The 26,151-nt window shown below is 57.2% G+C and carries 21 protein-coding genes; 12 read left to right on the top strand and 9 right to left on the bottom strand.

Annotation, left to right across the window (positions count from 1 at the left end; translation table 11 throughout):
* Positions 1-11 precede the first annotated feature (11 nt).
* Together BCM02_RS09790 and BCM02_RS09785 are read left to right on the top strand one after the other, a co-directional pair.
* Entirely contained in the window at positions 12-908 is an 897-nt protein-coding gene (locus BCM02_RS09790) for a carbohydrate ABC transporter permease (RefSeq protein ID WP_148928902.1), read from the top strand.
* A 56-nt stretch (positions 909-964) separates the two neighbouring features.
* Positions 965-2,671, top strand: coding sequence for an ABC transporter substrate-binding protein (locus BCM02_RS09785; RefSeq protein WP_148928901.1), 1,707 nt, complete (start codon positions 965-967; stop codon positions 2,669-2,671).
* 191 nt (positions 2,672-2,862) lie between these two features.
* Here BCM02_RS09785 and BCM02_RS09780 read toward each other — a convergent pair whose 3' ends face one another.
* Positions 2,863-3,081 (bottom strand): alpha/beta-type small acid-soluble spore protein, encoded by a 219-nt coding sequence (locus BCM02_RS09780; RefSeq protein WP_148928900.1) that lies wholly within the window; start codon positions 3,079-3,081, stop codon positions 2,863-2,865.
* A 146-nt stretch (positions 3,082-3,227) separates the two neighbouring features.
* Here BCM02_RS09780 and BCM02_RS09775 point away from each other — a divergent pair, with 146 nt between their 5' ends.
* The 4 genes from BCM02_RS09775 (at position 3,228) to BCM02_RS09760 (ending at position 9,136) form a co-directional block, all read left to right on the top strand.
* On the top strand, positions 3,228-4,115 hold the full coding sequence (locus tag BCM02_RS09775; protein ID WP_246183293.1) for an AraC family transcriptional regulator: 888 nt from the start codon (positions 3,228-3,230) through the stop codon (positions 4,113-4,115).
* A gap of 126 nt (positions 4,116-4,241) precedes the next feature.
* The gene (melA, locus tag BCM02_RS09770) at positions 4,242-5,750 is read left to right on the top strand and encodes an alpha-glucosidase/alpha-galactosidase (protein ID WP_148928899.1); all 1,509 of its coding nucleotides are present in this window, start codon (positions 4,242-4,244) and stop codon (positions 5,748-5,750) included.
* 336 nt (positions 5,751-6,086) lie between these two features.
* A complete protein-coding gene (locus tag BCM02_RS09765) occupies positions 6,087-6,791 on the top strand; it encodes an ABC transporter ATP-binding protein (RefSeq protein WP_148929224.1) in 705 nt (234 codons plus the stop codon).
* Positions 6,791-9,136, top strand: coding sequence for an ABC transporter permease (locus tag BCM02_RS09760; protein ID WP_148928898.1), 2,346 nt, complete (start codon positions 6,791-6,793; stop codon positions 9,134-9,136). The genes BCM02_RS09765 and BCM02_RS09760 overlap by 1 nt, the downstream gene beginning before the upstream one ends.
* 43 nt (positions 9,137-9,179) lie before the next feature.
* Here the strand turns inward: BCM02_RS09760 and ric are convergent, their stop codons facing one another.
* Both ric and BCM02_RS09750 read right to left on the bottom strand, forming a co-directional pair.
* On the bottom strand, positions 9,180-9,881 hold the full coding sequence (gene ric, locus BCM02_RS09755) for an iron-sulfur cluster repair di-iron protein (protein WP_148928897.1): 702 nt from the start codon (positions 9,879-9,881) through the stop codon (positions 9,180-9,182).
* Complete coding sequence (locus BCM02_RS09750; protein WP_148928896.1) at positions 9,878-10,459, bottom strand: hemerythrin domain-containing protein; 582 nt, start codon at positions 10,457-10,459, stop codon at positions 9,878-9,880. The genes ric and BCM02_RS09750 overlap by 4 nt, the downstream gene beginning before the upstream one ends.
* A 318-nt stretch (positions 10,460-10,777) precedes the next feature.
* On the opposite strand from BCM02_RS09750, the gene BCM02_RS09745 reads away from it, so the two are divergent.
* Positions 10,778-11,671 carry a hypothetical protein gene (locus BCM02_RS09745; RefSeq protein WP_148928895.1) on the top strand — a complete coding sequence of 298 codons (894 nt, stop codon included), beginning with the start codon at positions 10,778-10,780 and terminating at the stop codon, positions 11,669-11,671.
* A gap of 152 nt (positions 11,672-11,823) precedes the next feature.
* Positions 11,824-12,987, top strand: a complete 1,164-nt coding sequence (locus BCM02_RS09740) for a Gfo/Idh/MocA family protein (RefSeq protein ID WP_148928894.1) — start codon at positions 11,824-11,826, stop codon at positions 12,985-12,987.
* A 137-nt stretch (positions 12,988-13,124) separates the two neighbouring features.
* On the opposite strand, the gene BCM02_RS09735 is transcribed toward BCM02_RS09740, so the two are convergent.
* Positions 13,125-14,138, bottom strand: coding sequence for a DUF3231 family protein (locus BCM02_RS09735; protein WP_148928893.1), 1,014 nt, complete (start codon positions 14,136-14,138; stop codon positions 13,125-13,127).
* 188 nt (positions 14,139-14,326) lie between these two features.
* Between BCM02_RS09735 and BCM02_RS09730 the strand changes: the two genes are divergently transcribed.
* A complete protein-coding gene (locus BCM02_RS09730) occupies positions 14,327-14,857 on the top strand; it encodes a DUF5381 family protein (protein ID WP_148928892.1) in 531 nt (176 codons plus the stop codon).
* An 89-nt stretch (positions 14,858-14,946) separates the two neighbouring features.
* Here the strand turns inward: BCM02_RS09730 and BCM02_RS09725 are convergent, their stop codons facing one another.
* The 4 genes from BCM02_RS09725 to BCM02_RS09710 all read right to left on the bottom strand — a co-directional run bounded on the left by BCM02_RS09725 (position 14,947) and on the right by BCM02_RS09710 (position 20,414).
* Entirely contained in the window at positions 14,947-15,435 is a 489-nt protein-coding gene (locus BCM02_RS09725) for a hypothetical protein (protein ID WP_148928891.1), read from the bottom strand.
* 20 nt (positions 15,436-15,455) lie between these two features.
* Positions 15,456-17,303 carry an ABC transporter substrate-binding protein gene (locus BCM02_RS09720; RefSeq protein WP_148929223.1) on the bottom strand — a complete coding sequence of 616 codons (1,848 nt, stop codon included), beginning with the start codon at positions 17,301-17,303 and terminating at the stop codon, positions 15,456-15,458.
* Positions 17,304-17,453: 150 nt separating this feature from the next.
* The gene (locus tag BCM02_RS09715) at positions 17,454-18,959 is read right to left on the bottom strand and encodes an ABC transporter permease (protein ID WP_148928890.1); all 1,506 of its coding nucleotides are present in this window, start codon (positions 18,957-18,959) and stop codon (positions 17,454-17,456) included.
* 15 nt (positions 18,960-18,974) lie between these two features.
* Entirely contained in the window at positions 18,975-20,414 is a 1,440-nt protein-coding gene (locus tag BCM02_RS09710) for an ABC transporter permease (protein WP_425466164.1), read from the bottom strand.
* Positions 20,415-20,640: 226 nt separating this feature from the next.
* Between BCM02_RS09710 and BCM02_RS09705 the strand changes: the two genes are divergently transcribed.
* Positions 20,641-22,377 (top strand): ABC transporter ATP-binding protein, encoded by a 1,737-nt coding sequence (locus BCM02_RS09705; protein WP_148928889.1) that lies wholly within the window; start codon positions 20,641-20,643, stop codon positions 22,375-22,377.
* A 56-nt stretch (positions 22,378-22,433) separates the two neighbouring features.
* Here BCM02_RS09705 and BCM02_RS09700 read toward each other — a convergent pair whose 3' ends face one another.
* Positions 22,434-23,267 (bottom strand): DUF4915 domain-containing protein, encoded by an 834-nt coding sequence (locus BCM02_RS09700; protein WP_187434121.1) that lies wholly within the window; start codon positions 23,265-23,267, stop codon positions 22,434-22,436.
* A 198-nt stretch (positions 23,268-23,465) separates the two neighbouring features.
* On the opposite strand from BCM02_RS09700, the gene cysC reads away from it, so the two are divergent.
* Complete coding sequence (gene cysC / locus BCM02_RS09695) at positions 23,466-24,104, top strand: adenylyl-sulfate kinase (protein ID WP_148928887.1); 639 nt, start codon at positions 23,466-23,468, stop codon at positions 24,102-24,104.
* Positions 24,105-24,738: 634 nt separating this feature from the next.
* Positions 24,739-26,118: a copper amine oxidase N-terminal domain-containing protein gene (locus BCM02_RS09690; protein WP_148928886.1), complete on the top strand. Its 1,380-nt coding sequence runs from the start codon at positions 24,739-24,741 to the stop codon at positions 26,116-26,118.
* The last annotated feature ends 33 nt before the right edge of the window (positions 26,119-26,151 follow it).

Here is a 26,151-nt window from a genome sequence, read left to right as displayed (position 1 = left end):
GGAGGGCGGAGATGAAATCATCCATGCTTGCGGAGTCTCGGAGCGATAGGCTTTTTAATGGGGTCAATGCCGTGGTGCTCACGCTCTTCTTGATCGCCGTGCTCTATCCGCTCATCTTTATTGTAAGCGCATCATTCAGCGATCCGCTGGCCGTGATGTCGGGCAAGGTCTGGCTGTATCCGGTCAAACCGACGTTAGCCGGCTATGAAGCGGTATTCAAGCATAACTTGATCGGCAGAAGCTTCCTGAATTCCATCTTCTATACCGCCGCCGGGACGGCAGTCAACGTCGTCATGACGATCCTGGCCGCCTATCCGCTGGCCCGGCGGGACTTCTACGGCCGGCAGCCGATCCTGTTTCTGTTCCTGTTCACGATGCTGTTCTCGGGCGGACTCATTCCGAGCTATCTGCTCGTGAAGGAGCTTGGCATGCTGAACACCGCTTGGGCCATGATTATCCCGGGGGCGCTGGGCGTATGGAACATGATCGTGACCCGCGCCTATTTTCAGACTACGATTCCCGACGAGCTGCTGGAAGCGGCCCAGATTGACGGCTGCAACGATTTTTCATTCGTGCGGAAAATCGTCATTCCTCTCTCCGGCCCGATAATCGCGGTGATTGCGCTTTTCTATGGGGTGGCGCATTGGAACCAATATTTTACCGCGCTCATTTTCTTGAATGATCGGGAGCTGTATCCGCTGCAGCTCGTGCTTCGCGATATCCTGGTCAAAAATCAAATTAGCCCGCTCATGATTTCCGACGTGACGGAGATGTCGCGCCGTCAGGCGCTCAGCGAGCTGCTGAAGTATTCGTTGATTGTCGTGGCCACGCTGCCGCTCATGGCGGTGTATCCGTTCGTGCAGAAGCATTTTATTAAAGGCGTTATGATCGGCTCGTTAAAAGGATAACCGGGCGGATTCGCCGCCTGGCTTCAGATCGGAACCAAACCAGGGAGGGTTCATAGATGACGAATCGCTTCAAGCCGGTACTGCTCCTTATACTCGGCCTCATGCTCGTTCTAAGCGGGTGCGCCAATAGCAACAACGGGAAAGGGAACGAGGCTGCAGGCGCCGATAAAGGCGGCAATACGGCCGCGCCGATCACGGCTGATCCGGCCCCGGTCGGCGAAGAGAAGGTGTCGCCTGCAGGCGAATTCCCGATCACCAAAGAGAAGACTACGCTTCGCGTCATGGTGATGGAGAACGGCGCGGTCGAGGACTTCGCCACCAATGCATTCACTAAATACTTGGAAGAGAAGACGAACATCCAAATCGATTGGGATATCGTGCCGGGCAGCGCCGCAGCCGAGAAACTCAATCTCGTGCTGGCCGGGGGCGATCTGCCGGACGTGATCATGAACATGTGGGTGTCGAATGCCCAGCAAATGGTATACGGCAGCCAGGGAATTATCATCCCGCTCAACGACCTGATCGAGAAATATGGCAAGGAAACGAAACGGATCTTCGCCGAGAACCCGCTTATTCAAGAAGCGATCACGGCGCCGGACGGCAAAATCTATGCCCTGCCGAGCCCGAACGATTGCTATCACTGCTCGATGATTCAGAAAATGTGGGTGTATCAGCCGTGGCTGGATGAGCTGGGGTTGAAGAAGCCAACCACGACCGATGAATTTTACGAGATGCTCAAGGCGTTCAAGACGCAAGACCCGAACAAGAACGGCAAGGCCGATGAAATCCCGCTCTCCGGCGGGCCGAAGGGATGGGAGACGCGGGTCGATAAATTCCTGATGAACGCGTTCATCTATAATCCGGCCAACTATGTCTATCTGAACAACGGGAAAGCGGATGTGCCGTTCAACAAGCCGGAGTGGAAGGAAGGGCTCGCTTATTTGCATAAACTGTACGACGAGGGACTGCTTGATCCGCAGGCGCTGACGCAAGACGGCGCCCAGCTGCGGCAGCTTGGCGAGAATCCGGACGTACCGATTCTGGGCGCTTCTGGAGCCGGTTACATGGGCGAACTGACGCAGGACAACGGCGCAAGCGGCCGATGGAAGCAGTATACGACGCTCGCGCCGCTCCGAGGACCGGGCGGACTGCAGGTCGCGCCGCTTGGCGCCTATCATCCGAACGGCGGCAACTTCGTCATTACGAAGGCCGCGAAGAATCCCGAGGCCGCGTTCCGTCTGGCCGACGCGCTGTATGACCTCGAGATGACGCTCCGATCGGTGGTCGGCATTCCGGGCAAGCAGTGGGACTGGGCAAGCAAGGACGAGATCGGCATTAACGGCAAGCCGGCGATCTGGAAGCGGTTGCTTCCCGATGGGCAAGTACAGAACGATTCTTGGGCGCAGACGGGTCCGTCGTATCGTTCGAACGACATGCGCCTTGGCGAAGTGAACCATCCCGAGCAATCGCTGGAGCCGATCCTCTACAACGAGACGAAGACGAATTACGAGCCTTATAAGGCGAGTAACGATCTGGTGCTGCCGAACCTGTTCTTCACGAGCGAGCAGTCGGCGGAGCTGGCCGATCTGCAGAAGACGATCAACGATTTCGTCGACGAATCGCTGGCGCGTTTTATTACGGGCGACCAAGACGTAGCCAAGGATTGGCAGGAGTACGTGAAGAATCTGGAGCAAATGAACGTGAAGCGGTATTTGGAGATCTATCAGCAAGCTTACGATGCCAAGCTCGCAAGCATGAAGTAGCGCTTTCTCCAATCGGAAGTACAGGCGTGCTTCTTCCAGGTTATGATACAATCTTGCTGAGGTGTATATGCTCATTTGATCGAACAACGTGATTCGTTTGAATTAACGATTTTTGCCAAACTCGGGCGATACGCTAAAAAGGCTGATTCTGGCATATGCCCGAATCAGCCTTTCGCATGCAGTACAACAATTTAGAAACGTCCGCCGATTTGCTGTTCCGCGATTTGCACCAGGCGACGGGTAATGTAACCGCCCAAGGAGCCTGCATCGCGCGTTGCCATATTCCCATAGTAACCGTCGGCAGGAATTTGAATGCCGAGCTCTTGGGCAACCTCGTATTTCATTTGCTCAAGCGCGCTTTTCGCTTGCGGGACCACCAGGCTGTTGCTGTTTCTTCTGTTGCTTGACATATGACCACTCCTTTGTTAGAAGATTATTGATAATATGCCAATTCGATTGCGCGACTATACGGCTGCAATTGGCTCTCATACCATCCACTTTATGGAAAAGAAAATCCCTATCTTAGCGCACATCATGCAGAAGGAGTGGAGGCGAGTTGGAATCGTTCAGCCTCTTTGACGAGAAATGGCGGCGCGGCGACTACCGGCCGCAGATCGATGCTTATTACTATCGGCAATGGATCGATTTTCATATGAACGTGCATGCCCACCCGCAAGTCGAGATCATGTACGTCATCTCCGGCCGCTGCGTCGTCGAGACGGACGAGCAAGCGGTGGAGCTTGGCGGCGGCGATTTCATCGTATTAGACTCTTGGGTGCCGCACCGGCTCGTCGTTAATCCGGGTGAGCCGTGCCGCATGCTCAACGTCGAGTTCACGTTCGCTCCCGGCGGCGCGGTCGCGCCTTCCATGCGTCAGCTGGCCGAAACTTCGCCGGCGCTTCGAACGTTGCTCGGCGAGCGAAAGCCTTGGTTCGTGCTGTCCGATCCGAGCGACGTGCAGATCACGTTGAAGAGCCTTGTCCTGGAGCTGGACGGCCGAGGCGAAGAGCGGGAAGTCCTCAGCCATCTCATGATCGGTCAGCTGCTGCTTCAGATCGCGCGGTTGTACGCCGAGCACCAACGTTCCGGCCTTGCCCCGCAGACCGACCGGTACGTCCGTCAGGCGGTGCAGTATATTCTGCAGCACTACGACTGCGAATGCCAAGCGAAGGACGTAGCCGATCACGTCAAATTGCATCCCGTATACTTGCAGCGTATTTTCCGCAAGCAGATGGGCATCAGCATGGCGAGCTACATCATTCAAGTCCGGATGGACAAAGCCAAAATGCTGCTCGGGCGAACCTCGATCCCAATCGCGGACATCGCGGACTATGTAGGCATCAACAGCAGGCAATATTTCAACGAATTGTTCAAGCGGACGATCGGCCAGACGCCGGCCGCTTACCGCAAGTCGGTGGAGCTGGTCGGTTGGGATAAGAAATAGAGGTTGCAATAGTTGACAACTGAGAGGCCAAGTCGTTTCAATAGTGAAAACGTATTCCTTATCGCTCTGCTACAATGGAGCTATCGGTCCTGTTGCAGGCGGAATAAGGATAAGGAGGCGTTTTCGATGTCATTCAAGGTAGCGTTCATTGGGGCAGGCAGTATCGGATTCACAAGGGGGCTGCTGCGCGATTTGCTGGCGGTTCCGGAATTCCGGAATATAGAAGTTGCATTTACCGACATTAACGCGCACAATTTGGAGATGGTTACCCAGCTATGTCAGCGCGATATTAACGAGAATGGACTCTCGATACAGATCGAATCTTCGTTAGATCGCCGGACGGCTCTGCGCGACGCCCGCTATGTGTTCTGCGTCGTTCGGATCGGCGGTTTGGAAGCGTTCAAGACGGACGTGGATATCCCGCTCCAATATGGAATCGACCAATGCGTCGGAGATACGCTGTGCGCGGGCGGCATTATGTACGGCCAGCGCGGCATTGCCGAAATGATGAATATTTGCCGGGATATCCGCGAAGTGGCGGAGCCGAACGCGCTGCTGCTTAACTATGCCAATCCGATGGCGATGCTGACGTGGGCGTGCAATACATACGGCGGCGTCCGCACGATCGGCCTGTGCCACGGCGTTCAGGGCGGGCATCATCAAATCGCGAAGGCGCTCGGACTCGCCAAGGAAGACGTGGATATCGTATGCGCCGGCATCAATCACCAAACCTGGTACGTGCAGGTGAAGCACAAAGGCGAGGATATGACGGGCAAACTGCTCGAGGCGTTCGAGCGTCATCCCGAATTCAGCCAGACGGAGAAGGTGCGCATCGACATGCTGCGCCGGTTCGGTTACTACTCGACGGAGTCGAACGGTCACCTTAGCGAATATGTGGCCTGGTACCGCAAGCGTCCGGAGGAAATCAACGACTGGATCGACCTCGGCAGCTGGATCAACGGCGAGACGGGCGGTTATCTGCGCGTCTGTACGGAAGGGCGAAGCTGGTTCGAGACGGATTTCCCGAACTGGATGAAGGAGCCGCCGTTCGTATATGCGGCCGAGCACCGCGGGGAGGAACACGGCTCTTATATTATCGAAGGGCTGGAGACGGGGCGCGTCTACCGCGGCCACTTCAACGTCGTGAACAACGGGATCATCGGCAACGTGCCGGACGACGCCATCATTGAAGCGCCAGGCTATGTCGACCGCAACGGCATCAACATGCCTCGGGTCGGAGCGCTGCCGCTGGGCTGCGCGGCCGTCTGCAACGCGAGCATCTCCGTGCAGCGGCTTGCCGTGGAGGCCGCCATTCATGGCGACGATCAGCTGCTTCGTCAAGCGATGATGATGGATCCGCTCGTCGGCGCGGTCTGCAATCCGAAGGAAATTTGGCAGATGGTCGATGAGATGCTCGTCGCGCAGGAGCAGTGGCTGCCGCAGTACAAGGACGCGATCGCGGCGGCGAAGCACCGGCTGGCGACCGAACCGCTGCTGCCGACGCGCAAGGATTATCGGGGCGCCGCGCGGCTCGCGGTCAAATCGGTCGAAGAGATGCAGCTTGACCGGGATGCGGCGAACCGCAATGCCGGAGAGTCGGATAAAGCGAAGGAGAGACCGGCGGCGACTCATTAAGGCGTTGGACGGTTTCCGGATTGAGCGATATAGGCAGCACTCCCTTAAGGGCCGCGTTTAACGCGGTCTTTTTTGTCGTCTATTCGACTATTCGTTGTCTTCGTCTATTCGTCTATTCGTCTATTCGTCTATTCGCCTCCGTTCCAAGTCCGACTCGCCTCCGACTCCGGTTCCTCGCCATTGCCAGACTTAAGTCCAGCCGCGGCGGGTACGGAAGTTGGTTGTTCCGCGGCTTTCGGCCTATTATAATCGGATTGACAATTGCTGGAATTGGCGATCGGAGGCTGCTCGGGATCGCGCGGATTTCGATGAATAGGGGACGAGGAGATGAAAGCGGTGAACGCGTTAATCGAATTCAAAGGCGTGACGAAAGAATACACGATCGGCGAGGTGCGGATCAAGGCGCTGGGCGGCGTCGACTTTACGATCGCGGAAGGAGAGTTCGTCGTCATGCTGGGCGCGAGCGGCGCCGGCAAAAGCACGATCTTGAACATCCTCGGGGGTATGGATACGGTTACTTCGGGTCAGGTGTACGTGGGGAATCAAGACATCGCCAAGTGGAACGAGAAGCAGCTAACCGCCTATCGCGGCGAGAAGATCGGCTTCGTCTTCCAATTTTATAACTTGATTCCGAATTTGAACGCCCTCGAGAACGTGGAGTTCGCCGCGGAAGTAAGCAAGAACCATCTTGATGCGAAGGACATCTTGCGTAAGGTCGGGCTTCAGGATCGAATGCGCAACTTTCCATCCCAGTTATCAGGAGGGGAACAACAACGCGTCGCTATCGCGCGGGCGGTCGCCAAAAATCCGCTGCTGCTGCTTTGCGACGAGCCGACCGGCGCGTTGGACTACGTGACGGGGAAGTCCGTCTTGAAGCTGCTCGAGGATTTGAACCGGGAGACGAAAACCTGCGTCGTGCTGGTCACGCACAATACCGCGATCGCGCCGATGGCGGACAAAATCATCAAGGTGAAGAGCGGCAGGATCGAAAGCGTCGCGATCAACCCGAATAAGCAAAGCGTCGAAAGGATTGAATGGTGATGTTCGCGCTCCTCGCTCGTAAGTTAATCAGAGACGTGAAGCAATCGGTTGGTTCATTCATCGCCTTCGTGCTCGTCGTCGCGGTGGGCGCCTTTTTCTACGCGGGGCTGGTGACCTACAGCAGCAACCTAAACGCCTTCGCGACGGATTATTTCAAGGCACATAATCTAAGCGACCTCAATGTCTATTACGACCGGATTACCGAACGCGAGGTGGCTAAAATACGTGCAATCGAAGGGATCAGCCATGCAGAGGGCCGATATACCTTTGATGCCGCGCAAGCTTTCGAAGACGATAAAGCCACGCTGAAAATCCACTCGATCCCGGCCAACAATACCATCAATACGCCGGCGGTGTTGTCGGGCAGCCTTCCGACTAAGAAGGGCGAGATCTTGTTGGATGCCCATTATGCCAAGGAGCACCAATATCGAGTCGGCGACCGGATACAGGTACGCGTGAACGAGAGAGACATTGCTTTTACGATCAGCGGCTTGGGCGAGAATGCCGAACATGCCAAGAAGAACGACATCCAAGACCATCAAGCCTACGGCGTGGCTTATATGGCGGAAGCGTCCATACCGGAGGTAACGGACGGCTTCGCCTACAATGAGATCCTCATCGATGCTCGCGACGGCTTTGATATTGACCGCTTGGGCGAGTCCATTGAAGATGCTTCCACACAGCACCGGCTCCCGTTCGTAGCCCAGGAGCCGAAAGAGAGAACGTTCAGCTACGCGAAGATTCAGGAGACGATCCGCAATAATCAGCTGATGAGCAGAGTGATCCCTTTCGTGCTCTTCCTCATCGAAGCGATGATTCTGTTCCTGGCGATGTCGCGCATGCTGGATGCCGAGCGCAAGCAAGTCGGGATCATGAAAGCGCTGGGCGTCAGAGATCGAACGATCCTGCTGCACTACATGGGGTATCCGGTGCTTGTCGGGATCATCGGCTCCATTATCGGTTGGGCTCTGGCCGCGGCCGTATTCGTGCCATTCGTATCGGCGTCCAGCGCGAGAGCCTATTCGCTGCCGGGCATCGAATTCGCGCTCTCGCCGTTATCGATCGCGCCACCCATCCTTGTCTCCAGCGCGTTCGGCATGCTGGCTTGTTATCTAAGCGCAAGATCCATATTAAGAGAACGAGCGGCCCAGGCGATGCGGCCGAAACCGCCGAAATCAATGAAGAAACTTCTCGTCGAGCGCGTTCCCGGATTATGGAGCCGGCTTCCATACCGTTACAAACTCATCCTAAGAAACGTGTTTACCAAAAAGGGCAAAGCATTGGCGAGCGCGGCAGGCGTGGTCATGAGCACGGTTTTGTTGATCACGGCTTTCGGCACGCAGACCGCCTTACTCCAAGTCGCGGATCAGATCGAAGAAGCGAATACGTATGATTTGAGAATCGATTATGCGGCGGGCGCCATGCCTGAATCGCTCCAACTCCAATTGCCCGCAGGCATCGCAAGCAGCTACCTCGTAGCGGAATGGCCGGCGGAATACAGGCAGGCGGATGCGAAGGAGCTGGCGACGTTAACGGTGACGGAGCGCGAGAACAGGCTACTTCAATTTATGGACGCGAACAAGAATAGCATCCGATTGGACAACAACGGCGTGCTGGTTCCTCAATCCTATGCCGATCAATACGGAATTGCGATAGGGGATACCGTGCAGCTTCTCGTGACGACGCCCGAACGAAGCAAGCCGGTGTCCGTGGATATGAAGGTTGCGAGCATCTCCGCGCAGTATTCGGATCCGTCGTTTTATTGCACGCCGGCTTACCTCGCGCAATTAGGCATCGCGTACAGCCCAACCTCGCTGCTGATCGAAGCCGATCGCGCCGCGGACGTGCCGGTCATCCGTACGTTCTTCGAACAGGATCAACGCGTAGAGGCCATTACGGACCAACAGGATCTGAAGAAGTCCGCGCAATATATCGTGCAGCAGAACAGCTTTGTTTTCGTCATGTTCATCGTGTGCGCGGCGATCCTCTCCTTCGGCGCTATCTATACGATATCGTCCATCAATATTTATGAACGGCAGCGGGAGCTGGCCACGCTTAAAGTATTAGGCTATCAACGAAACCAGATTAACCGTCTCGTGTTCGTCGAGAATAGTTGGATAACCGTTCTATCGGTCATTGTGGCGCTGCCGATAAGCGGCTACGTATTCGCGTTTATTATCGAGGCGTTGTCGAGTACCCATCAACAAATTCCCGACCAATTGAACATGGCGGTGATTTTGGCGGCCGTGGCGCTTTCGTTCCTGCTGACGTTTCTCTCCAGCTTGCTGCTGCGGCGAAAGGTCTCGGGGATTCGCATGATCGAGGCCTTGAAAGCGATCGAATAAATAGAAGAAGAAGCCGATCGCCTCGCGATCGGCTTCTTCCGTCTTATCGGATTTGCGGGAACAGCAGGTTGTTCTCCAGATGAATGTGCGTGAACATATCCTCTTCCAGCTCCTCGAGTTTACGGAATGCGAGGCTGTATGTTCGGCATGCGCCGGCCGGAAGTTCATAGTCCCGCGTCGCTTCGCGCATGCGGCGGAGCAGCTCGCCCGCGCCGTCATGCTCGTTCTCAAGCGTGCCGAGCAGCTCCTGCGCCAGCTTCAGCGCCGGCCCGGAATCTTCCGCTTCCGCGTTGCGAATGGCGGGGAAGAGGAGTTGTTCTTCCTTGTCGATGTGCGTGAGCAGTTCCTCGGCCAGCTGATGGTAGAGATTCCGAAGCGTCAGAAGCTCCGGATGGTCGTCTCCGTGCACGCGGGCCACCTTGTCCACGAAATCGCGCAGCACCGGAAGCTCGTCGCGGAGATAATCGTGGTGATTTCGCGTAATATGCGCCATTAATTTGGTCAGTTTGCGCTCATCCTGCTGCCAGTCGAGCGGCCAGGACGGGCGCGCTTCGGTGCACGCCTGATTGAGCCGAGCCAGCAGCTCCTCTTCGTTCAGCTTCCGCTTGAGCGCCGCCTCCGCTACCGTGACCTGTCCACCGCAGCAGAAGTCGATGCCGTACGTCTTGAACACATTGCTCGCTTGGGAATACACGGCTACGATATCTCCTACAAGCTGACCGCCTTGAATGGTTTGCGTTGTCATGCTCGCTCTCCCCCTTGTTCATCGATTCGTTCAAATTCCTTCTCCAGCCAGTCCAGCTCCTGCCGAGACAGCATCGTATTCGCCATCGGGAAGAGCGCGTGCTCTTCCTTGCAGAAGTGATCCATTAAGATCACGACGGCATCGGAAGCGAGTCGTCCCATCTCCGCGATCGTGGACGGGTCCGTGAGCTGCGAACCGTCTTCTCGCCGCTCCTTGAAGAGGCGCAAGCATTGCTTGGCTTGGTCGTGCTCATATTCCATGACGGCGATCGGTCCGCTGTCCCGGCCGATGTAGCGGGCCATCATCGGGAATAACAGATCCTCTTCTTTGCTCGAATGGCGGTGCAGGTTCGCGTCGAACCGTTCCACTCGTTCCGCCAGTTCGGCGAGCCTGGCCGTCGCCTGGCGGAGAGGGGCGTCTTCGATGCCATGGGCCAGCTCGAATATGGCGTCCATCTCCTGGCGCAGCGGCGCATGTTCGTCGTATAGCTGACGAAGCGGCGTCTGAAGCGCGGGCGTTCGTCCGTTCGCGGCCTCATAGGCGGATACTTCGGTGCGTGCATTCCCTTCGTCGGTCATAAGCGAGGTCACCTTCCTTGCTGGGATATATTCTCATCATACGGGGCGAGCGAGAGGGAAGAGGTGATCACGGTCACAGCAGACAAGGAGAAGTCGTGAATAGGGCGTGAATTTCTGTATGCTCCCCAAGCTTGACCGAGCCCGCCGCAGAAGACGGATCTATGCGTTCGGCGCGGTATCCGCGTCCTTCATGCTCGGCGCCGATGCATCGAACTGCCTGTGAAGTGAGCAGACGCAAAAATATTTTTCCAACGAGGGAACCTTTCGGAAAGCTCCTTTGTCTAATGGGGCGACAAAGATTCGATGGGAGTGGAGAAGATGGTATTCGCGAAACGACTACGGCAGGCGGCGACGCTCGCCATGACGCTAACCGTGATGGCGGCGATGATGGGATGCGGCAAAGAGGAGGCGCCGACGCCGCCGACCGCGCCGACGCCTGCGCCCGCGTCGACCGCGGCCGATGCGGGTCAAACGCAGAACGAGCCTGCCGAGCCCGATGTCGAGGGAAAGCCAGCGGATGACGGCCAGCCGGCGGACGAACCGCAATCGTTGGAGCAAGCGTCGGCGAAGGACGGCCGCAAGTTCCTGGACGCCTTGAAGCTGCAAGATACGAATGCGTTGTCCAATCTGATGTCGCACGCGGAGAACGAATATACCGAGGCGGATATGACGAAGGTCGCGGAAGGGTTCCGATTGTACTTCGACGGGCTGGAAGAGCTGCAACTGCGCTTCGAGTCCAGCGAACAGAGCGACGAACGCTACATCCAGCATTATGCGATTACGGGCACGAAGGATGGCAAGACGCGGGAGCTCGCTTTTCAAATCAGCTACGCCAAAACGCAAGGAACGGACGCGATCCGAGACGATGCCCGCCGCGAGCCGTTGTACGATTCACCGCTGATCAGCCGGTATCCGTACGCGGCGTTGGAGATTGAAAGGTACGTACAGGCGCTCCGGGAGCAAGATAAGGAGAGCGCAGCCCTTCATTTGGGTCTAGTCGAGGACAATAAGGAAACGAAGGCGACCGTGGAACGACTGCTTCGGAAGTATGCGGACTCCTTCGATTTGAAGACGGCGACGATCTTCCCGAAGGACTACGACGAGCTTAACGATCAATTCGGATTCGAGCTGCGAGATGACGGCGGGCGTACGCACGAGCTGCGGCTGGCCGGAGACGGTCTTCGGATCTCGGATGATTGGACGACAGAATAAGAGGCGGGTTTAGCAAGAGTCGCGACTCGGGTGCGCCATACGCGCAAATCCGCAATGCAGCGTCATTTATTCCCTTTCAAGCAGGACAAATGAGCGGGAGTCCGAGGTATCGTTAGAGAGAGTGCGAGAGCTCATCTGACGGAGGGATGCTGATGTTGAAAGTCGCCATTATCGGGGCGGGCGCCATATCGACCGCGCATATCGAAGGGTATTTGCAATTCAAGGATCGCTGTCAAATCGTAGCCATCAGCGACTGTTACCCGGAGAAAGCGCGGAGGCGTTCGGAAACTTACGGGCTGGACGCGAAGATCGTAGAGGACTACAAAGAGCTGCTTCACGATGGCATTGACGTGGTATCCGTATGCACGCCGCCGTACGTGCATGCCGAAATCGCGATCGATTTCCTGCGGGCCGGCAGCCATGTCATCATCGAGAAGCCGATGGCGGCGTCGCTGCGGGAATGCGACGAGATTAACGAGGCGGCCCGGGCGAGCGGCAAGCTCGTATCCGTCATCGCGCAGAACCGGTTTCGGACGCCGATGATGAAATTGAAGGCCGTGCTGGACAGCGGGCTCGCCGGCAAAATCGTCCATGCGCAAGCGGATTCTTGCTGGTGGCGCGGATATGGCTATTATGATCTATGGTGGCGCGGAACGTGGGAGAAGGAGGGCGGAGGACCGACCTTGAACCATGCGGTGCACCATATCGATGCCCTGCTCTGGATGCGGGGGCGGCCAAGCGAGGTTCAGGCGTTCATGAGCAACGTGGCGCACGATAATGCCGAGGTCGAAGATCTCTCGATCGCGATGCTGCGTTATCCGGATGGCACGCTCGGACAGGTGACGAGTTCGGTTGTCCACCACGGAGAAGAGCAGCAGCTTGTTTTTCAAGGGCTGAACGCGCGGATCTCGGCGCCATGGAAGCTGACGGCATCGGTCTCCAAGACGAACGGGTTTCCGGAAAATGATCGGGAGCTGGAGGCGAACATCCAACGCTTGTACGACAGCTTGCCGACGCTGCCGATCGAGGGGCATGCGGCTCAAATCGATGACGTGCTGACCGCGATCGAGACCGGGGGCACCGTGCTCGTTGACGGGGTTAGCGGCCGCGAGACGTTGGAGCTGATTATGGGGATCTATAAGTCGGCAAGCACCGGCGAATGCGCGCGGCTGCCGCTGCTCTCCGACGATCCGTTCTACACGCGGGAAGGCGTGCTGCGGCATGCCGTCCGATTTTACGAGAAGAAGCACCATGTGGAGAATTTCGCGGACATGGCCATCTCGACGGGCAGCAGCTTGGAGGCTGGCGATAAGTAAGCGGGAAGGGCGCGAAGCCCGGACGGTCGGTTCTGCATGCAGAGCCTGGCTTCCGGGCTTGTTTGCCGTTTGCTTATTTCATTGACGATACTTGCGAACGGCATATTTACCTCGTTCGAGCCGACAATCGGCCTCTCTTATTTCTGATTCGCGAGCGCCTTGCGGTCATCCGCGGTCGGCGGCTGTTCCAGCCACCCGTTCGCGATTAACAGGTTCACGCCGTCTTCCGCATACAGGCCGATTTCGGCGACGAGGCGCGAATATTTGATGCCGAGGTCCCTTCGCTGAATGACGGATAGCCCGGCCCCGTAGAAGGCGGCGGAGGCGGACACTAACGCGACGACATGGAACAGCATGAGCTTGTCCGAGAAAGGCGCGACGGTGGAGTTGGTGATCTCCGATTGCCACTTTCGGGGAGAGGGGAGATCGTTCTCGGATAACGTGTCGCTCATCGCATCGAACTGATGGTTGCAGATGTCGGCTCCCCGCTGCAAATATTTGCGAATTTCAGCCGACTCGACCACCTGACCGAACCCGATTTCGAGCACGATTTTGACGGCTAGCTTCGCCATGTTGTAATAGAGGCCGCTCATCTCGATGGCGTTGATCGGCCGTTGCTTTCCGATCCAACCGGTCAAGAAGCTTTGCCGCTCCACGAAATCGATGCCGTCGGGCGTATTCAGGTTCGGCGTCCGGAAGAAGATCCCCTTTTCCAGCATCACATCGACAATTTGATCGAACAACTTCATCGTCTCCGTATTGCATTCCATGAAGTACTTCCGCTGATCCTCGCGCACGGAAGAAGCCAAGGCCCCGGCATAGCCGCCCAAACCAAGAATGCACATCACATAAAAGTAATTCAGTAATAGCGAATCGGAGAACAGTCGAGGCGCATGGATATTGAGCAGATCATCTGCTTGGGTGAATCCTTTCGGTAAAGGGAAATGCTCTTTACGCAAGAAATCTTCGATTTTGGCGACATGCCTCTCCGATAACGCCAACGCTCTTTTGAGGATATCGCGCACTGCTTTGTCTTCCGCATGCGCCAAAGCATGACTGGTGAAACAAATCGCCAGACTGTCGTTCAAATACTGGGTCCACAAATTGGCTAGTTCGGACGCGGTCAAGCGAACATCGTGTTTCCAGGCCATCTTCGGTTCTCCTCCGCCTAATCATAATTATAGATAAAATACCAATTTTTCCAGCGCATTATTCAACTCCGCTAATCGTTCTCGTATTGCGCGAACCCCCCGAAACCTGCCATGCGCCACGAATGGTAGAGTAGACGCAGCAGACTTGCATAAGCATGAGAAGCCGATTCGGGGGGGGGACATCAAGTATGAGCAGCAATTTACGTGAAACCGAACACGGGGTCGAAGTGATCCCGTCCAAATATGAGGCGGGCTGTCTCATCACGGGCGCAGGCTTTATGTTCGCCGCCTCCGCCGTCGTGCTCTTTTTTGCGCGAGACTTCAATATCGTGAAAGGAATTCTGGCGGCGGTCGTCGGTTTGACGGGCACGATCTTCTTCGGCGGGGCGCTTGTTCAGGCATTGATCATATTGGCCGGCAGGCGTCCGCTGTTCGAGATCCGCGGAGGATTTTTGCGGAGAAAGGAGAGGGAGGTGGCGCTGTCGGACATCGATGAAATAACGTTCGGCTGGCATGTATACCGGCCGACGGGGATGGTGTTCGCGGACCTTGTCGTACGGACGGTCCAGAATAGGCGATACTTCTTCAACACGTATAACATGGTTTCGGAGAAGGAGATCGATAAGCTGGTTCGCGTCTACATTCTGCCCTATGCAACGGCCGCATGCAGGAAGAAGTGGGAGGAGCAAGCGGGCATATCTCCCGAGTCTCGACCCTAACGCAGCCGATACGCCGTAAGAAAGAACGAAACGCCGTCCGCTCCATGATCCAGGAGCGACGGCGTTTCGTTGCGTTTGGCGAGAAAGACTTATTCGATGACGGGGCCGCGTTCAATCGGAGCGACGACGTATGACCCGCATTCCTCGGCATCCTGCGCTCCGTTCCGCAGCGCTCGGTCCTGCAGCTCGACCGACCAACCGTACGACAGGACGGAAGCGAGGCGCTCGGCCTCGGCCGCAGTCAACAAGACGGTCACCGCTTCGCGGCCGGGCACGGCATGGACCTCGGCTTCGCGGTCCAAGGCGAGCAGCAACCAGCTTTGGATGCCGCGCAGCGTGCTGTATTTGACCTGATAACCTTGCCCGAGCGCGGCCGCAATAATGTCGGACTGCTCGTGCGCGAGGTTCTTTAATCCTGCATAGTCGAATTGAAACTTGCTGGCGTCCTTCGGCAGATCGCCTTCCTGGACGCGTCGGATCAGTTCTTCATCCTTCCAGCCGTAACGCCGCAGAGATTCTAGGCTGAGCGCATCCCATTGGGATAGTTTGGATCGCCCCGGATTGAACGTGCTTGTCATCTTTCCCTCTCCTTTGCCCCTTATGAATTCGCGGCTTTGAAGGCATCCAAGAATTGCTTCGCCTTCGCCGGATCGCTCGCAAGCTCAAGTCCGGTCTTGACGAGCGGGCTGACGGTCGATACCGCTTTGAACTTATTCCCGTTGTAATAGGCTAGAATTTCATCCTGATTAATCGAGTATAGGACGGCCTTGCGCAGATCGGCGCTCTCCGCGACGGGGCGGTTCTTCATGTTGAACAGCAGGTAGGACACCGCGTTGCTCGGCAGTGTCTGCAGCGACAACTTGGCATCGCCTTTGACGACGTCGAACTTGGTTTCGGAGACGCCGTAGAAGACGTGAATTTCGCCGCTGCGCAGGGCGGACAAGGCGCTGTCCGCGTCTTTGATGAAGCGAATCTTGACGTTCTCGATCTTCGGCTCGTGGCTTGTGCCTTTCAGATAAGCCGGGTTTTTGTAGAGTATCGCTTCGTAATCGTTCTTGTGCGAGAGAATGTAAGGGCCGCTCGCATACAGCGTATTGTTGTATTGCGCGCCTTCCGTGACCGTGTTCTGATCCCCGTAAGGAATGTCCTTGTTAACGTCGAAAGTGGCGACGTCGTATGTGTTGATGCGTTCGACTTGCTTCTTCGACACGATGCCGGCCGATTGGTGCGCGAGATAGTTCAGCACTTGCGGGAAAGGCTCCGTGGTCGTCAGTTTGATGACCTGGTACGTGCCCGCCTGATGATCGGCTTTGGCTTTATCGGCTGTCAATCCGGCGATAGGCGTCTCCAGCCCTTTCTCTAGCGCCGCCTTCACGCTCTCGCCGCTCGCCAGTTTGGCCGATTCGAGCGCCGCCGGATCGGTCACGGCTTCCACGGTCTTGATGTGCTCGTGAAGCGTGAAGGTGCGGTGATCCGGCACGGAATTTTTGTCCTTGGCGCGGTTCAGGGAGAAGATGACGTCTTCGGCGCCGACCCGTTCGCCCGTATCGACGGCCTTCTTGTCCTTGATCTGAGCAAAATGAATGTCGTCGCGAAGGACGAAGTAATAGTCGGAATTACCGGCGTCGATCGCGAAGTTGTACGAGAGCGAGCCGTCGGCCGTCAGCTTGTCGTCATCGGTCAGGTTCAGCAGGCGGACGTACATGTTCGTGTTAATCATGTTGATCGAGCCGTCGTTGCCTTTAATCGGGTCTAGGGACGTGAGCGTCGGCATCGTCGATTGCAGGACGAGCGAATCCGTGCCGCGCTTCGCTTCGTCCTTGAAATCGATGTCCTCCCAGACGAGCGAGCGGGACTTGGACAAACGGACGGACTCTTTCTTGAGTACGTCCTGGTTCAACGCCTGCGCCTTAAGGGAATTGTAGAGCGGCGCAATGTACGCTTTGTCGAAGACGAGCTGCTGCTCGAATTGTTTGTACGTATCGACGTACTGTTCCGGCGTCTGCGTAGATGCCGTATCGATGAGCTTGTCGATCTCGGGATCGGCCAGAATGCTGTAATCGCCGCCCGTCTTGAACAGGGAGCGAACCGCGTAATCGGGATTGCCGGTTACCGTCGTCCAGCTGGACAAGGCGATGTCGTAATTGCCCGCGTCCTGCTGCGATTTGAAGCTGCCGTAGTCGGCCTGGATGTTGAGCTTGACGTTGAAGCCGTTCTTCGCGAGCTGGTCGCGGACGATGTTCAGATCGGCTTCGTTGGCGCTCATGCCGAGCAGTTCGATATCGACGGGCGCGCTCTCGTTCGTGGATTCGGTCTGCTGCGCGTTCGTCGTGGTGGACGTATTCGCCGGCGCTTCGGCCGCCTCGTTCTTGGTCGTGACTTTGCAGCCGCCGAGCACCACCGTCAAACTAATAAGCAGCAGCGCGGCAAGCTTTCCTCTCTTCATCATGCCAATTACCCTCCTGATAGATCAATATAAGTATGTAAACTCATACGCATCAATCGTTCATTCCTGTTTCGAAACGTCAGAAGGCCGATAGAATATGAATGGGTTTTTGTAATTGCGAATGCTCGTTACCGCAATGCGGCGGCTTCGTTAATCCAGCTTCGGATCCAGCGCGTCGCGCAAGCCGTCGCCCAGAAAGTTAAAGGCGAGCACGAGCGCGATGATCGCGATGCCCGGATAAATCGCCGTATAGGCATGCGTCTCGAGATAGGCGCTTCCCAGCTTCAGAATGTTGCCCCACTCGGGAATATGCGGCTCGACGCCAAGACCGAGATAACTGAGGCTGCTCGTCGAGATGACGGCCGTCCCGATCGTCAGCGTCGACTTGACGATCATCGGCGCGAGCGAGTTCGGGATGACGTGCTTCGCGAGTATCGTCCAATCGCCGGAGCCGAGCGCCCGGGCGGCCTGCACGTATTCGAGCGTGGAGACGAGCATGACGTTCGCCCGCATCGTCCGGGCATAGGTCGGGATCGCGCCGACGCTAAGGGCGATGATGAGATTCACGGTGCTGGCTCCGAAGGCGGCGATGATCGCGATCGCGAGCAGAATGCCCGGTATCGCGTACAGAATATCGAGCAAGCGCATGATGACGTTGTCGGTCTGCCGTCCGTAGTACCCCGAGAGGGCGCCGAGCAATCCGCCGATCAACACGGGGATGATCGTGGAGAGCAGCCCGACGATCAGCGAGATGCGCGCGCCGAAGACGATGCGCGAAAACAGGTCGCGTCCGAAATTATCGGTGCCGAGCGGGTAAGCGAGACTCGGCGGCTGCAAGATCGCGCCGTAGTTATTCTCGATGGCGAGACTGTAATCGAAAGTCCAATAGCTGGCCGCCGATAGGGCGAATAAGAAGAGAACGAACAGCAATCCGAGCATCGAGGTCGTGCTTCCGGACAACCGGTCGATGACCTGTCCGGCCCTGGATCCGGCGGTGCCGCCGCCGTCTCTTCGTCTTGCAAGGAGCAGCAGGCCGAGCATGAGGGCGAACAAGTTGCCGGTCGCCGCCGTTACGATTAAGGCGGCGGCCACGAATGCCGCGGAGCGTGGGAGAGCGGTTCGATCCGCCGTCTTCGCCACGTAGAGCAGGGCGCCCAATTGCACGATCGCCGCCGCCAGCAGGAGCGACATGCCCGGCAGGAAGCTGTTCGCAACATAAGGTTTGAACAGATGAAGCGCGGACACGGCCATAACCAGCAAGGTGGTGATCAACGTATACACGGCCAGCGTATAAGCGGCGTTCTTCCTTGTCCGGACCAGCTGGAACGCGGCGGTGGCGATGAAGATATTCCCGCTCAGCAGGCTGAGCATCAACCCGTAGCCAAGCGCCCTTGTCTGGATTCTAATCGCCCCGAATTGAATCAGATCGGCGCGAATTCTGATCCATGCCGCAAGCTGCAGCAGGGCGAAGAGGAGGTAGACGCAGCTTGCGGCCAGCAGAATAGGCGCGAATCCGCCCGTGCCAGGCGAGTATCCGCCGAGCAGCAGGGCTAGGGATGCGGCGAAGGAGACGATCCAAGCGAAGCTCGCCTGCCCGTATTCGGGCGCGGATTTCAACCGGAACCGCCTTTGTTCAATCGAGATCTTAGGCTTCATAGGACAGCTCCTGTTTCAATATTGTTTCATTTTGGAGCGGATTCTCGGATCGATGAACGCATAGAACAAATCGACCAGCACGTTCACGATGGAGATCGTAATGGCCGTATAGACGACCCCGCCCATAATGCTCGGGATATCCGGAATGAATTGTTTGTCCACGATATAACTGCCGATGCCGCTAATGTTGAACACTTTCTCCGTCACCGCGGCGCCCCCGAGCATCCCGCCGAATTGCAGGCCGATCACGGTGATGATCGGAATGAGCGCGTTGCCCACTCCATGCCGCCACAACACCGTCCGTCTGCTCAGTCCCTTGGCTTTGGCCGTCGTGATGTAATCCTCATGGATGACCTCGAGCGTGGAAGAGCGGGTCATGCGCGCCACGGCGGCGGTTAATCCCGTGCCAAGCACGACGATCGGCATGATCGCCGACAGCCAGTTGTCCGGATTATAAGTTGCTGGCAGCCAGGACTGTTTGATCGAGAAGTTCAGGATGAAGATGAGTCCCTGCCAGAAATTCGGGATCGACAATCCGAGCAGCGCGACGAACATGAACGTATAGTCGAAAAAGGAATTCGGACGCGTCGCCGAAACGATGCCGATCGGCAGCGCGATCAAGACGGCAATCAGCGTCGAGACGAAGGTCAGCGTCAACGTAACCGGGAATTTGCCGGCGATGGCGGCGGTCACCTGCTCGTTGCCAGCGAACGATTTGCCCAGGTCGAATGTCAGAATGCCTTTGAGCGTATCCCACAGTTGGACCAGATAAGGCTGATCCAACCCATATAGCCGGTTAAAGGCGGCAATCTGTTCGGCCGTCGCGGTCTCCCCGAGCAAGTTGGCCGCCGGATTCATCGGCGATACGTAGAGAAGGGTGAAGACAAGGAACGCGACGCCGAAGATGACGAAGATCGCCATGACGAGCCGTTCCGCGATGTATTTCGAATACGGATTGGCATAGATGGCCATCAGCGCGTACATCGGCAGGCCGAGCACGATCGACAGCGCGAACGCGAGCGGGCTTTCGATTAATTGACGATACGTATCCTCGAACGAAATCCGTCCGCCGGATCCCGCCAGCCGCTGCTCGACACGCTCCTTGACTCTTGCGTCGAATTGCTGCCCGGCGATTCGACGCACGTCCTTCTCCACGAGGGCGGCTGCCGGCTGCCTGCCGAAGAACCGGTGCTTGCGCAGCTGCTGGTCGCGAACTTCGGCCGCCAGCGCATCGTAGACGCCAGCTTGCCGAAGTTCCTTCGCGGCCTCGGCGGCGATCGTCCGGTAACCGAGCTTCGTCCGACGGGCCAGGTAGCAGACGAATACGATTAACGTAATCGGCGCGCCGGACAGGAAGAGCAGATACCGGTAGATGCGATGTCGCATCATCTTGCGAAAAACGGCGCTTAGCGGCTGAGATATTCCGCTGCTTGCGGCCGTCACATACTCAACCAAAGGTATTCGCTCCTTTTCCAACACTTTAATTGAACTATTCCGATAGATATAGTATATTTTAGTTCGATAGAAAGTCAATATTTTCTTATTTATCGATTGCGTCATGATTTTAGGCTCGAGTTGCTCATGAATTTCGTTCCAATATCGGCCGAGTCATGAAGTAAAGCATGAATTGCGCATGAATGAATTCTAATATTTGGTAATATTAAAAGGTGCAGGTGACACGATGAGCCAACTATTGCAAGTCCACAATCTATCGGTTTCTTTCTTTGCGCATGGCCGTGAAACAGAAGCGGTGCGAAACGTCAGCTTTGAGCTTGCCCGGGGGGAGACGCTTGGCATCGTCGGAGAGTCCGGTAGCGGGAAGAGCGTGACCGCCCGCACGATCATGCGGCTTCTGCCGTCCCCGCCTTCGATGGTGAAGAGCGGGGAAGTGCTGTTCCAGGGAGAGAATTTGGCCGAGAAGACGGATGCGGAGATGGAGCGGATCCGCGGCAGCGAGATCGGGATGATCTTCCAAGATCCGATGTCGTCGCTCAATCCGACGATGCGGATCGGCCGGCAAATCGAAGAAAGCTTGATCAAGCACCGGAAACTGAAGGGACGGGAGGCGAGAGAGGAGACGATCAAGCTGTTGGATATGGTCGGCATTCCGGATTGCGTAGCGCGATACGAGCAATATCCCCATGAGTTCTCCGGCGGCATGCGGCAGCGGGTCATGATCGCCATCGCGCTCGCCTGCCGTCCGTCGCTGCTCATTGCCGACGAGCCGACCACGTCGCTTGACGTGACGATACAAGCGCAAATTCTGCATGAGTTGAAGACGATTCAGCGGCAGCTGGGCACCGCGGTCATTCTGATCACGCACGATCTTGGCGTGGTAGCGGGCATGTGCGATCGCGTCGTGGTCATGAAGGAGGGCGAGATCGTCGAGACTGGCGCGACGGAGCAAATCTTCGCCGATCCGAAGCATCCCTATACGAAGCAGCTGCTTCAAGCGCTGCCAAGGCTGGACGAGCCCAAGAAGGCGAAGCCGCCGGCTCCCCGCGTTCGATCGTCCGACGACGTCCCGCTGCTTCAGGTGCGGTCGCTGCGTCAGCATTTCGACCTGGGCAAAGGGCAGGTGGTGAAGGCGGTCAACGATATTAGTTTTCATATCGAGGCCGGCGAGACCCTTGGCGTCGTCGGCGAATCGGGCAGCGGAAAGTCGACGACGGGGCGGACGATTCTGCGCCTTCACGAAGCGACGGGCGGCGAGGTGCTGTTCCGGGGCATTCCGCTCCAAGGGCTGAACCGGACGGAGCTGAAGACGATGCGACGGCACATGGGCATTATTTTCCAAGACCCGTACGCGTCCTTGAATCCGCGGCTTCGCGTGGCGGATCTGATCGGCGAGGCGCTTGACGTGCACGGGCTCGCGAAGGGAAGGAAGGAGCGGCAGCGGCGAATCGACGAGCTGCTGGAGATGGTGGGACTTCAAGCTTCCCATGCGCAGCGTTATCCGCATGAATTCTCCGGCGGCCAGCGCCAGCGGATCGGCATCGCCCGGACGCTCGCGGTATCGCCCGAGTTCATCGTATGCGACGAGCCGCTGTCGGCGCTCGACGTGTCCATTCAGGCGCAAATCGTGAACCTGCTCGAGGACCTCCAGCAGCAGCTGGGCTTGACCTATCTGTTTATCGCGCACGATCTGTCCATGGTGAAGCATATCAGCGATCGCGTCGCCGTCATGTATAGAGGCCGGATCGTGGAGATGGCGGAGAGCGAGGAGCTCTATTCCAACCCGCTGCACGCGTACACGCGGTCGCTCTTGTCGGCGATTCCCGTTCCGGATCCGGCCGTCGAATCCCGGAAGCAGCCGCCAGTCCGCGCAGAGGCGGACATCCCGGATCCTTATGGGCTTGAACATGCCCGATTCGTCGAAGCTCGTCCCGGCCATTGGGTAGCCGTCGCGGCCAATTAACGCCGGCGAAGAAGATGCCAATCCTCCTATTCGGGAGCGATTGGCATCTCTTTGGCTTAGCGTACGTCCGGCCAACCGCCGCGCACGGGTTTCAGCTGCGTCGCAAGGGAGACTGGAATGAACCGCAGATCATAGATTTCCCGAAAAGGAACGGGAATCTCGTTCACGAGCTGCAGCGTCCGAAGGTCGATGGTACGCACGCGGGCGATTCCCGCATCCTCCTGACGGCGATGGCCGCTAATGCCGATGGCGACGATCTCATCCGTGATCGCAATGCCCCGCGGGTAGCCGCCGAGCGGAATTTCCGCCCTGACCTCGGCGCCGTCGGAGATGAGCAGCCGCCCGGTTCCGGAATCGCAGATCAAGTAATAAGCCCCGGCTTGCCGCGGAGAATGAGGCTCCGTCAGCTGTCCCCATACGTCCTCGCCCGTCTGCACGTCCATCACTAGACCGTTCAAAGGGGCGCTGCCTTTATACTCGCGATGCTTGGCGAATCTGCCGAACGCCGATACGACAAGACGATCATTCCATTCGTCCAGGCAATTCAGGTGCATCGAATCGGGTTCGCCGGGGAATGTCCGCCGGGATACGATCTCGCCGCTGCGCGCCGAAAGGCAGACGATCTCGTTCGTGCCGGTCGACACCGCATAGATAAAGCCGTTCTTCACGTAAACGTCATGAATGTCCGAGAACTCACCGAACCGCAGCCGCCTCGTCCGGCCGCTCAAGTGCTGCACCACCAGATCCGCATGGTCTTCTTGCTGAACCGAACGAACGAAGAATTCATCGTCCGAACCGATTCCCGTCGTCGATACCCGGTCGATGACGTGCCAGTGCCGCTGATCGAATATGGCCATGCCGCCGCCGTTCGGTGACGATAGAAGCAGCATCTTTTCATCGCTCCACATCATCTTCCCTACTTTCGGAATATAATAATCTACTCTATTCTTGCATCGAGCGCGCCGTCCGTGCCCTTGTTCCGCTTGCGAAGAAAATCCGTGTACAGAAAGCCTTTCCGTCTTCCGGCTTCTTACATAAAATGATAGAGAGTTCGCAGAACAAGCATGGAAGAGAGGAGGAGATTGATCATGCCTTCGGAATCGGTTGAAGAGGGCCGCGAGGCGGCTTCCGCATCCCATATCGTCAGGCACGAATCGTCCGTAACCAAAGAGGAACGCGCCAGGCGCGCCGGTCACGGCGGAGGGATCGCGTGGTTCACGGGTCTGCCGGGGTCGGGCAAGTCGACGCTGGCCGGAGCGGTGGAGCGCAGCCTGTTCGACAGAGGCGTGCAGGTCTTCCTGCTGGATGGGGACAATGTCCGCCATGGCTTGAACGGCGATCTCGGGTTCTCCCGGGAGGACCGAAGGGAGAATGTGAGGCGAATCGGCGAGACGGCGAAACTTATGGCGGATGCGGGACTTATCGTTCTTGTCGCGTGCGTATCGCCTTACCGCGAGGAGAGGGAGAAGGCGCGCGCGCTCGTCGCCGAAGGGGCTTTCGTCGAAGTGTACGTGAACTGCGCGGTGGCGGAGTGCGAGCGGCGGGATCCCAAGGGACATTATCGCAAAGCTCGAGAAGGCGTTATTCCCGATTTCACGGGCATTAGCGCGCCGTACGAGCCGCCGCCGGCTCCCGAGCTCGCCGTGGATACGGAAGCGGAGAGCGCGGCGGACGCCACCGCGCGAATCGTCGGCTATTTGGCGGCTTGCGGTTGGATTGCGCGATAAGCAAGGCAACATGGCGCCGTGAGGAGATGCCGGCCGCAGGCGCCATGTTGTATAACCGGTCGTTATCAGTCAGTCGCTATGTTCACGGCGGTATTTCGGCTTTACGCAACAAGCGATATTTGTTTTCTTGTAAAAAATGCTTTACAACGCTGCTCAAACTCGCTATTGTATACATGGGCATCATTACCAGCCCTCCTCGGATAGACTAACGTTGACCGAATACCCTCGTTTCAGCCGCTGCCGCGCAGCGAATACCCGAACCGCTTTTGATTCTCCTTCCGCTTGACAACCAACTTCCGAACCGATGTTATTGCCTTTTTTCTTCGTTCATACTTTTCTGCTCTGCATGATCCGTCTGCCCATTGCCGCGAACGAGCGGCCAACCACTCCGCAATACCGCTTGATTTTTCAAACTCGCCAACCTTTATTTCTGTTTGACCACCTATCATTTCGCTTATCTCCCATCCGTAGTCTGACCTTGGCGACCGCGCGCCTGCCGCTATTTTCATTCCGAGCGCGGTAATTTCGGCATGCTTATTTAAGTATCGCCGGGCTTGGCCGCCGCCGGGTATTTCAGCCGATCAGGATGGGTTGCATGAGATAGAGAAGCACGACAATCCAAGGAGGAACGACAATGAAACGTTTACGCAAAACGATCCAGACCGCTGCCATCGGCGCGATCGCGGTTCATACTCTGGCAATGGGCGGAGCGGCCTTCGGGGCCGACATCGTCGCATCGCCGCTGCAGGTCAAGGAGTTCCGGTATCTCGATAAAGAGTTGGACCGGATCTCGCTCATCAAGACGGGCGAACCGGACGGGACGCGCGACGGCCATCTCAGCCTGCTGATCGACGCGGGCGAAGGGATGGAGATCAAGCAGATCGTCATGAAGACGGCCGACGGCAAAGGCGTCGATACCGGACATGGCATATGGACGACGTGGAAAGAGCCGAGCGACGTCGGCAAATACCTGCTAGCCGTGGAGCACGACGGCAAGACGCTCAATACGACGTTCAAGGAATCGCTCGGCCAATTCAAGGGCATCAACCAGTTCGACCTCTACGCTTCCGACAACAACAGCATGAAGGACGGCGAATATTACTACTTGGAGATTACGACGAGCTCGGGCGTCGTCAAGACGGACATCACGCCGTTCGCGGACGCCGCTTTTTCGTACGCGCCGGTCATTATTCGCGAATTCAGCGGGGCGGGCTTGACCGAGGACAAGATCTCGATTGCCAAATTCGGCGAGGACGGCAGTAAGGACGGCACATTCAAGCTGAAGCTGGCGTTCGCGCAGAAAACGAAGGTGCTCTCCGTCATTCTCCGCGCGACCGATAAGGACGGCAAGGAAGCCCCGGGCATATGGCGCACGAACCGGGCGGGCGTAGGCTGGCTCCTCGGTCTTAAGCAAGGGGAGAAGATCGTCAATCCGGAGTTCAACAAAGACGTGACGACGCCGGTCGGCACGTTCCGGGGGACGGTCGACCTGACGCTGTATGCCAACAACAACGGCTCGATCAAGAACGGCCAGTTCTACGTGATCGAGGTGGAGACGCAATTCGGGACGGTGATTTCCAAGCCGGTCGAGTTCGGGAATAAGGACTCCGTCCACCTCGACAATACCGTCTTCCCGTTCAAGACGATCTCGCTGAAGCTCAACCAGACGGAGGCGTCCGTGGACGACAAGAACGTCAAGCTGGACGTCGCCCCGTTCTCGCTGGACGGCCGCACGATGGTGCCGCTTCGTTTCATCGGAGAAGCGTTCGGCGCGAAGGTGGACTGGGATAAGAAGGCGAACCGGATTACGATCGCGAAGGACGGCAGCACGATCCAGCTCGTCATCGATCAGAAGGAAGCTCTCGTCAACGGCGAGAAGGCGCTGCTCGATTCCCCGGCCATCACGCGCAACAACGTCACGCTCGTGCCGATCCGTTTCGTCAGCGAATCGCTCAAGATGAAGGTATTCTTCGACGAAGGCGAGATTTTCGTCACGGACGCGACGGAACAGTAGGAGCAAGCGCCAATATCCGAGCAGCTTGTTTCC

The sequence above is a fragment of the Paenibacillus methanolicus genome, from assembly GCF_008124765.1.
GTDB lineage: Bacteria > Bacillota > Bacilli > Paenibacillales > Paenibacillaceae > Paenibacillus_Z > Paenibacillus_Z methanolicus.
The sequence above is the reverse complement of the archived record's forward strand: the minus strand, read 5'-3'. Positions and strand labels throughout refer to the sequence as shown.